At 74.3% G+C, this 7,040-nt stretch carries 7 protein-coding genes; 4 read left to right on the plus strand and 3 right to left on the minus strand.

Features of this window, described 5'->3' with window-relative positions; all coding sequences use genetic code 11:
* Window positions 1-18: 18 nt before the first annotated feature.
* Together ACWGE1_RS26400 and ligD are read right to left on the minus strand one after the other, a co-directional pair.
* Window positions 19-903: an ATP-dependent DNA ligase gene (locus tag ACWGE1_RS26400; RefSeq protein ID WP_453422969.1), complete on the minus strand. Its 885-nt coding sequence runs from the start codon at window positions 901-903 to the stop codon at window positions 19-21.
* Window positions 903-1,799, minus strand: a complete 897-nt coding sequence (gene ligD / locus ACWGE1_RS26405) for a non-homologous end-joining DNA ligase (RefSeq protein WP_453422961.1) — start codon at window positions 1,797-1,799, stop codon at window positions 903-905. The genes ACWGE1_RS26400 and ligD overlap by 1 nt, the downstream gene beginning before the upstream one ends.
* A gap of 31 nt (window positions 1,800-1,830) precedes the next feature.
* Between ligD and ku the strand changes: the two genes are divergently transcribed.
* The gene (gene ku / locus ACWGE1_RS26410; protein WP_453422962.1) at window positions 1,831-2,952 is read left to right on the plus strand and encodes a non-homologous end joining protein Ku; all 1,122 of its coding nucleotides are present in this window, start codon (window positions 1,831-1,833) and stop codon (window positions 2,950-2,952) included.
* Between the two features lie 91 nt (window positions 2,953-3,043).
* On the opposite strand, the gene ACWGE1_RS26415 is transcribed toward ku, so the two are convergent.
* Window positions 3,044-3,871 carry a nuclease-related domain-containing protein gene (locus ACWGE1_RS26415; RefSeq protein WP_453422963.1) on the minus strand — a complete coding sequence of 276 codons (828 nt, stop codon included), beginning with the start codon at window positions 3,869-3,871 and terminating at the stop codon, window positions 3,044-3,046.
* 186 nt (window positions 3,872-4,057) lie between these two features.
* On the opposite strand from ACWGE1_RS26415, the gene ACWGE1_RS26420 reads away from it, so the two are divergent.
* The 3 genes from ACWGE1_RS26420 (at window position 4,058) to ACWGE1_RS26430 (ending at window position 6,778) form a co-directional block, all read left to right on the plus strand.
* A complete protein-coding gene (locus ACWGE1_RS26420) occupies window positions 4,058-4,726 on the plus strand; it encodes a hypothetical protein (RefSeq protein WP_453422964.1) in 669 nt (222 codons plus the stop codon).
* Between the two features lie 85 nt (window positions 4,727-4,811).
* Window positions 4,812-5,552, plus strand: coding sequence for a hypothetical protein (locus ACWGE1_RS26425; protein WP_453422965.1), 741 nt, complete (start codon window positions 4,812-4,814; stop codon window positions 5,550-5,552).
* Window positions 5,549-6,778 carry an ATP-binding protein gene (locus tag ACWGE1_RS26430; RefSeq protein WP_453422966.1) on the plus strand — a complete coding sequence of 410 codons (1,230 nt, stop codon included), beginning with the start codon at window positions 5,549-5,551 and terminating at the stop codon, window positions 6,776-6,778. Before ACWGE1_RS26425 ends, ACWGE1_RS26430 begins: the two co-directional genes overlap by 4 nt.
* Window positions 6,779-7,040: the final 262 nt, after the last annotated feature.

A 7,040-nucleotide genomic window follows, 5' to 3' on the forward strand; every position in this document is an offset into this window, starting at 1 on the left:
AGGTCCGTCAGAGGTCCGTCAGAGGTCCGTCCGCAGCCGGAGCACCTCCGGCGGCGGGTGCCGGGCCGAGGTGTGCCGGACCTCCGCGGTGAGAGGTGGGTCGAGGGCCCGGAAGGGAACCTCCCCGAGCCCGATCGCCGTGACCGTGGCCAGCGCCGGCGAGGCCGCCCCGCGGGCGGCCACCTCGGCCGCCACCTCCATGCGCAGCGCCGCCGTCAGCGGGCTCGACACCAGCGGGGTCTCGTCCCCGACCGGCAGGACGAGCACCAGGGCCAGCGGCCAGCGCGGGGTGCCGGTGTAGCCGACCACCGCCGCGTCCCGCACGTCCGTGTGCCGCAGTTTCTGCCAGCCGCGCCGCCCGGCCGGGTAGGCCTGGTCCAGCCGTTTGACCACGAGGCCCTCGATTCCGCTGGCCGGCAGGGTCTCGTACCAGGTGGCGGCCAGTTCCGGGTCGGTCGTCATCGGCACCGGCTGCAGCGGCGGTCCCAGCGGCAGGAGCAGATCGACGAGGAGGGTCCGGCGGCGCTCGTACGGGCGTGCGCGCAGATCGAGCCCGGCCAGTTCCAGGACGTCGAAGGCGGCGTACGAGGCCGGCAGGCGCTGCGCGAGCACGGCGGCCCGGGCGGCGGTGGCCGCCGCCCGCCGCTGGACCAGCGCGAAGTCCGTACGGCCCGCGTGCCAGACGACCACCTCGCCGTCGAGGACCGTGTCGGCGGGCAACTGCAGCGCGGCCACGGCGAGATCGGGGAAGGCACTGGTCACGATCCGGCCGGAGCGCGCCTGGAGGGTCACGTCGGTCGCCGAGCGCAGCACGACGAGCCGGTGGCCGTCGAACTTCGGCTCGTACGCCAGTCCCGCCCCCCGCGGCAGGGTGCGTACGGCGGCGGCCAGCGCGACGCGGATCACGGCCGCTTCCCGGGGAGCGGGCGGGCCCGCGCGGGGTCGTTCACCGGGCCGAAGAGGTCCCCGTCGCGGGCGAGCCTCGGGGGGATGTCGTCGGCGAGGAAGACCAGGGCGGCAGGGGTCCGGCACGCCTCGACCTCCGCCCAGGACACGGGCGCGGACACGGTGGGCCGGGCCCGCGCGCGCAGGGTGTAGGGGGCGGCGGTGGTCTTGGCGGAGGCGTTCTGACTGTGGTCCACGAAGACCTTGCCGGGCCGCAGGGCCTTGGCCATGCGGTGCACCACCAGGTCGGGGAGCTCGCGCTCGGCCTCCTGGGCGAGCTGCTTCGCGTACGCGGACACCCGCTCGGACGGGGTCGGCTCCAGCGGCACGGCCAGGTGCAGGCCCTTGGACCCGGAGGTCTTGGCGCAGGCGTACAGGCCGTCGGCGGCGAGCCGGTCGCGCAGCCAGAGGGCGGCCGCGCAGCACTCGACGACGGTGGCGGGCGGGCCGGGGTCGAGGTCGAGGACGATCCGGTCGGCGAGGGCGGGGTGGCCGGCGGTCCACTGGGGGGTGTGGAACTCGACGACGAGGTTGGCGGACCACATGAGGGTGGCCATGTCGGCGACGACCACCTGCTCGGCCGACAGGTCCTCGGAGCGCGGCACGGGGGTGGTCCTCACCCAGGCGGGTGTGCCGGGCGGCGGATTCTTGGTGAAGAAGAGCTGGCCGTCCGGGCCGTCGGGGTAGCGCAGGAAGGACACCGGCCGATCGTGGATGTGGGCGAGCAGCGGGGCCGCGACGGTGGCGTAGTAGTGGAGCACCTCGCCCTTGGTGAAGCCGGTCTCCGGGTACAGGACCTTGTCGAGATTGCTGAGCGCGATGCGACGGCCCTCCACCAATGTGATCGGCGTCATACGATGAGACTGCCACGAAACAGGAGGAACCGTGCGATCCATATGGAACGGGGCGATCTCCTTCGGCCTGGTCAGCATTCCGATCAAGCTCGTGAACGCCACCGAGAGTCACTCGATCTCCTTCCGCCAGATCCATGTGAGTGACGGCGGGCGCGTCCGGTACCGCAAGGTGTGCGAGCTGGACGGCGAGGAGGTGCCGAGCGCCGAGATCGGGAAGGGGTACGAGGAGGCCGACGGGTCGATCGTCCCGATCACGGACGAGGACCTGGCGCAGCTGCCGCTGGCCACCGCGAAGACGATCGAGATCATGTCGTTCGTACCGGCGGAGGAGATCGATCCGCTGCAGATGGACGCGGCGTACTACCTCGCGGCGAACGGAGCGACGGCGGCGAAGCCGTACACGCTGCTGCGGGAGGCACTGAAGCGGAGCCGGAAGGTCGCCATCGCCAAGTACGCGCTGCGGGGGCGGGAGCGGCTGGGCATGCTGCGGGTCGTCGACGACGTGATCGCGATGCACGGGCTGTTGTGGCCGGACGAGATCCGGGCGCCGGAAGGGGTGGCGCCGGAGGTCGAGGTGTCCGTACGGGACGCCGAACTCGACCTTGCGGACGCGCTGATGGCCACGCTGGGAGAGGTGGAGATGACCTCGCTGCACGACGACTACCGGGAGGCCGTGGAGGCGCTGATCGTGGCGAAGTCGGGTGGGGCGTTCGAGCCGACGGAGGCGATCGTGGAACCGGCCGGGGGACAGGTGATCGACCTGATGGCGGCGCTGGAGAAGAGCGTGCGGGCCGCGAAGGCATCGCGGGGGGAGGCGGAGGGCACGGCCGGGGGCACGGCCGAGCGTGCCGAGGTGACCCCGATTCGGCGGAAGGCGGGTACGGGGGCGGGGGCGGCTGCGCCGAAGGCGGTGGGCGGGAAGAAGTCGACGGCGGCTTCGGCGAGGAAGACGGCGTCGGCCGCCACGAAGAAGAAGACCACCACGGGCAAGTCGACGGCCGCCAAGTCGGCGGCGGGCAAGTCGGGTTCGGGCGCTGCGGCCAAGTCCACGGCCGGGGGCACGACCAAGAGCACGGCCAAGACCGCGGCCGCGAAGAAGACGGGTGCGGTCGCGAAGAAGACGGCGACGCCTCGGAAGCGGGCCTCCGCCTGAGCGGGCGGGCGGCCGGGCAGGGGCGGTGCCTGCGGCGCTCTCCCCTACCCGCCCCTTCCCGAAACTGGGGCTCCGCCCCGGACCCCGCGCCTCAAACGCCGGCGGGGCTGGAGGATGCGGGGCCGGGGAGCCAGGTCGTCGTGTCGCGGGCGTGGGCGAAGAGGGATTCGATCTCCGGGGGTTTCAGCGTCGTCGGGGATGCCGCCAGGGTCGGGGTGGCCGTCGGGGGCTGGAGGATGCGGATGTCGCGGACCGTGGGGGCCGTCTCGACGCGAGAGGCGTCGACCACCGCCAGCGCCGGGGTGACCTTCGCCCGCAGGGCCAGCGTGGCGAGGGCCGCCGCGCGGCGGATCCAGCGGGGGTCCGGGCGGGGTTCGGCGCGGCCCACCGTGAGCAGGAGGTCGCCGACCACCGCGCGCTGACGGCGGCCCGGGACCGTACGCACGCAGAAGATCCCGGCCGGGCCGATGAGCAGGTGGTCGATGCGGCCCTGGCCCGGGAGCGGGACGCAGTGCAGGACCCGCCAGCCGTCGGGCTCCAGGGCGTCTAAGGCGTCGCCCATCCGCTGCTGCGCGGTCAGGTCCTGGCGCAGCCGGTGCCGGGCTCTGGTGCCCGCCGGGCCGTGTTCCAGTTCTCCGAGCAGGGTCTCCCCCGGGCGGTTCGGGGCCAGGTCCGCGTCCGGTGGCAGGGCGAGCCGTCGCAGGTCGGACGCCGTGGGGACCGGGGGCGGGCCGATCGAGACCGTCCCGCTCAGGTAGGGCCGCAGCACCGCCAGGATCGCCTCGCGGTGGTCGTCCGCGAGGACGCTGATGCGGTTGGCCTGGCGGTCGTACCAGGCAACCGCCTGCCCGTCGGGCAGATTGACATACAGTCGGCCGCGGCCGGGCCGGCCGCTCGGCAGTACCTTGAGTCCGCGCATGGCCCTCACCCCCGCCGTCCATGGGAGCAGCCGGGGCGCCTCAGGGCAATCCCTCGGATGTGTAACGCCTCCGACGGAACGTTGCGACTCCGCTGTTACATGAACGGGGCGCCACCGCAGCGGCCGGGCCCTAGGTTTGACCCACCTGGATGGCCCAGGCCCTGACCGGCACCGAAGGATTTCCCCGTGAGCACCGTCAGCCGCCGCACTCTCGTTCGCGCCGCCGCCGTGACCGCATGTGCCGGAAGCCTGCTGGCGCTGCCCACCGCCGCCGCCCTGGCCGAGGGGGTGCCCGCGGCATCGTCGGCGCACTCCGCCGCCCCGCAGTGGAGCCTCGTCAAGAGCCTCTCGCTCGCGGACGGAGAGTCCACGGCGAAGGTCTACCGGACCGCGGCCGGCGCGTACCGGGCCGAGATCCTGTCGGCCGACGGCACCAGGGCGGCCACCCTGACCAGCAGTGACGGGGTCACCGGCTTCGGTGGCACCAGGGATCTGCACGCCGCGCTGGATTCCACGGGGCAGCTGACCTCATGGGTCGGCGACGCGCAGACCCAGGGCCCCGGCCACGCCGTGGCGGGCGACGGACACAAGACGGGAACCCGTAGCGGGACCCACGCCGGAACCCGTGGCGGGACCCGCGACGGGCAGGTCCTCCCGGCTTCTGCTCCGCAGAGGGCGACCGCCGGTGACACCCGTACCGTCGCCGAGGGCTCCAACACCGGGCGCCGCCTGAGTACGCTGGCCGATGGTCCGGGCGACGGCGTGCTGCTGCTCGCGGCCGGCGGTGGAATCGCGGCCGTCGGCGCCGCCGGGCTGGGCTTCGCGATGCTGCGCCGAGGGCGCACGGACAGCTGAGACCTCGCGGTAAAAGGGATGTACCTCCGCATATGGTTGACGTGATCGGCCGTCGGCGTATCGCGGACAGAAGGGCACACGGACTGTGAACAGGGCACGCTTGCGTGTGGCCGCGTGCGCGCTGCTGCCCCTGCTCGCGCTGGTTCCGCTGCTGGCCGGCTGCGGGGACACCGGTGGGCTGGTGAGCGCCGGCTCCACGCCGACCGCGAGCGGGCCCGTACACCTGTGGCCCGACCGCCGGGGGGCGTCCGTACCGCCCGCCGATCCGGGCGGGGCCCCGCCCGAGTACGTCAAGGGGATCCCGCCGGTCCGCGACCAGGACGTGCACGCCGTCGATCCGGTGGCCCTCGTCCAGGCGGAGCTGCGGGCCCATCCGGACATCGAGGTCGGCGCCGACGGCATGCCGGCCCGGACGGCGGCCGCGATCAGGGAATGCGCGAAGGCGGGGGAGGAAGAGGATCCGGAGGCGTGCCCGGTACTGAAGCCGTACTACCGGGACCTCACCGGCAACGGCAAGGACGAGCTGATCGTCGGCATCGAGTTCCCGGACAAGATGATGTCCGTACGGGTGTACACGGCGGACCCGGACGGCCGGCTCAACCGGATCATGGCGACCACGGAGACCGTCATCTCGGTGGAGCTCGCCGCACGTGACGTGATCCTGCGGGTGCCCAGCGGGAACCACGGCTACGAGCTGATCACCGCGTGGTCCTGGGACGAGAGGCAGCTCACCATGCTGCCGACGCGCGAGCAGATCGTACGGGTGCCCGGCAACCCGCAGGCCCCGGGGAGCCGGGATCCCGCTCCCCTGCCGGTCCGGCCATGAGGCTGCCCTCCTGGACGGCCACGCTGACCTGGAAGTCGGCGTGCTTCATCGTGGTGATGTGCTGCTCGCTCGCGGCCGTGCTGGGCGCTCTCGTGCACGTGGAGGTGACCCGGCAGACGGTGGCCACGGCGCGGGAGAAGGCCCTCGCCAAACTGCACGACGTCTCGCGCGCGTACGAGGCGGGCGAGGCGCTGCCGCGCGGTGCGGGGCTGGACCCGGTGGGGCTGCCGCCGGAGCTGCGGGCGCTGGCCGTCAGCGGGCGCCGGGGCACGCTGGTGGCGGACCACCGGGGCCGCCCGACCATGTGGGCGGCGGCTCCGGCGGACGGCCGGGCGCTCGCGGCCGCCGTCGACTACGGGCAGAGCGCCCGCACCATCAGCGGGCTGGACAACGCGATCATCGGGTCGTCGCTGCTGGCGATCGGCGGCACGCTGCTGGTGGGCGCCTTCGCGGTGACCCGGGTGACCCGGAGGCTGCACCAGACGGCGACCGTGGCGCGGCGGATCACCCAGGGCGACCTCGACGCGCGCGTCGACGACCCGCGGACGAGGACCCCTGCGCGGCACCAGGACGAGGTGGCGACGGTGGCCGCGGCGCTGGACACGATGGCGGGGAGCCTGCAGTCGAAGCTGGAGACCGAGCGGCGGTTCACCGCGGACGTGGCGCACGAGCTGCGCACGCCGCTGACGGGCCTGCACGCGGCGTCGGAGCTGTTGCCGGAGGGGCGGCCGACGGAGCTGGTGCGCGAGCGGGTGCGCACGATGCGGCAGCTGACGGAGGACCTGCTGGAGATCTCCCGGCTGGACTCGGGCAGCGAGGTGGTGGAGACCGATCTGCACCAGCTGGGCCGGCTGGTGCGGCGGGTGGTGCGGGCGTCCGGGACGGACACGGAGGTGGTCGTCGTCCGGGACGCGCACGTGGAGACGGACCGGCGGAGGCTGGAACGGGTGCTCGGCAATCTGGTGGCCAATGCCCACAAGCACGGGCGGCCGCCGGTCGTACTGACCGTGGACGGGCCGGTGGTGACCGTACGGGACCACGGCGGCGGCTTCCCCGAGTACCTGGCGGCGCACGGCCCGCAGCGCTTCCGCAGCGGCGGCGGCAAGGGCCACGGTCTGGGCCTGACGATCGCGGTCGGGCAGGCGGCGGCGATCGGGGCCCGGCTGGAGTTCCGCGCGGCGGAGGGCGGCGGGGCCTTGGCGGTGCTCACCCTGCCGGGCTCCTAGCCGGAGGCTCGGCGGGTCCGGGCCGGGGCGGGCTCCTAGCCGGAGGCTCGGCGGGTCCGGGCCGGGGCGGGGCGCGGGCCGCGGGCTCAGGGTGTTGCCGGGCCGGGCGGCCGCGGGCTCAGCGTGTTGCCGGGCCGGGCCGGGCACGGGGGCCGTGGGGCGGTGCGCGGGCTGCGGCCGGGGCCGGGCGCGCGCCGGGGCGTCTCCTCGGGCGCCGAACGTGACGAGGGGTCGGAATGCCGGGCGGCAGTGCGTTCGGCGC

This window comes from Streptomyces sp. NPDC054932 (genome assembly GCF_053610205.1).

Excerpts from the sequence above, each read along its gene's own strand:
- ligD (WP_453422961.1), bottom strand. The coding sequence starts at position 1,799 with ATGACGCCGATCACATTGGTGGAGGGCCGTCGCATCGCGCTCAGCAAT.
- ACWGE1_RS26415 (WP_453422963.1), bottom strand. The coding sequence starts at position 3,871 with ATGCGCGGACTCAAGGTACTGCCGAGCGGCCGGCCCGGCCGCGGCCGA.
- ACWGE1_RS26430 (WP_453422966.1), top strand. The coding sequence starts at position 5,549 with ATGAGGCTGCCCTCCTGGACGGCCACGCTGACCTGGAAGTCGGCGTGC.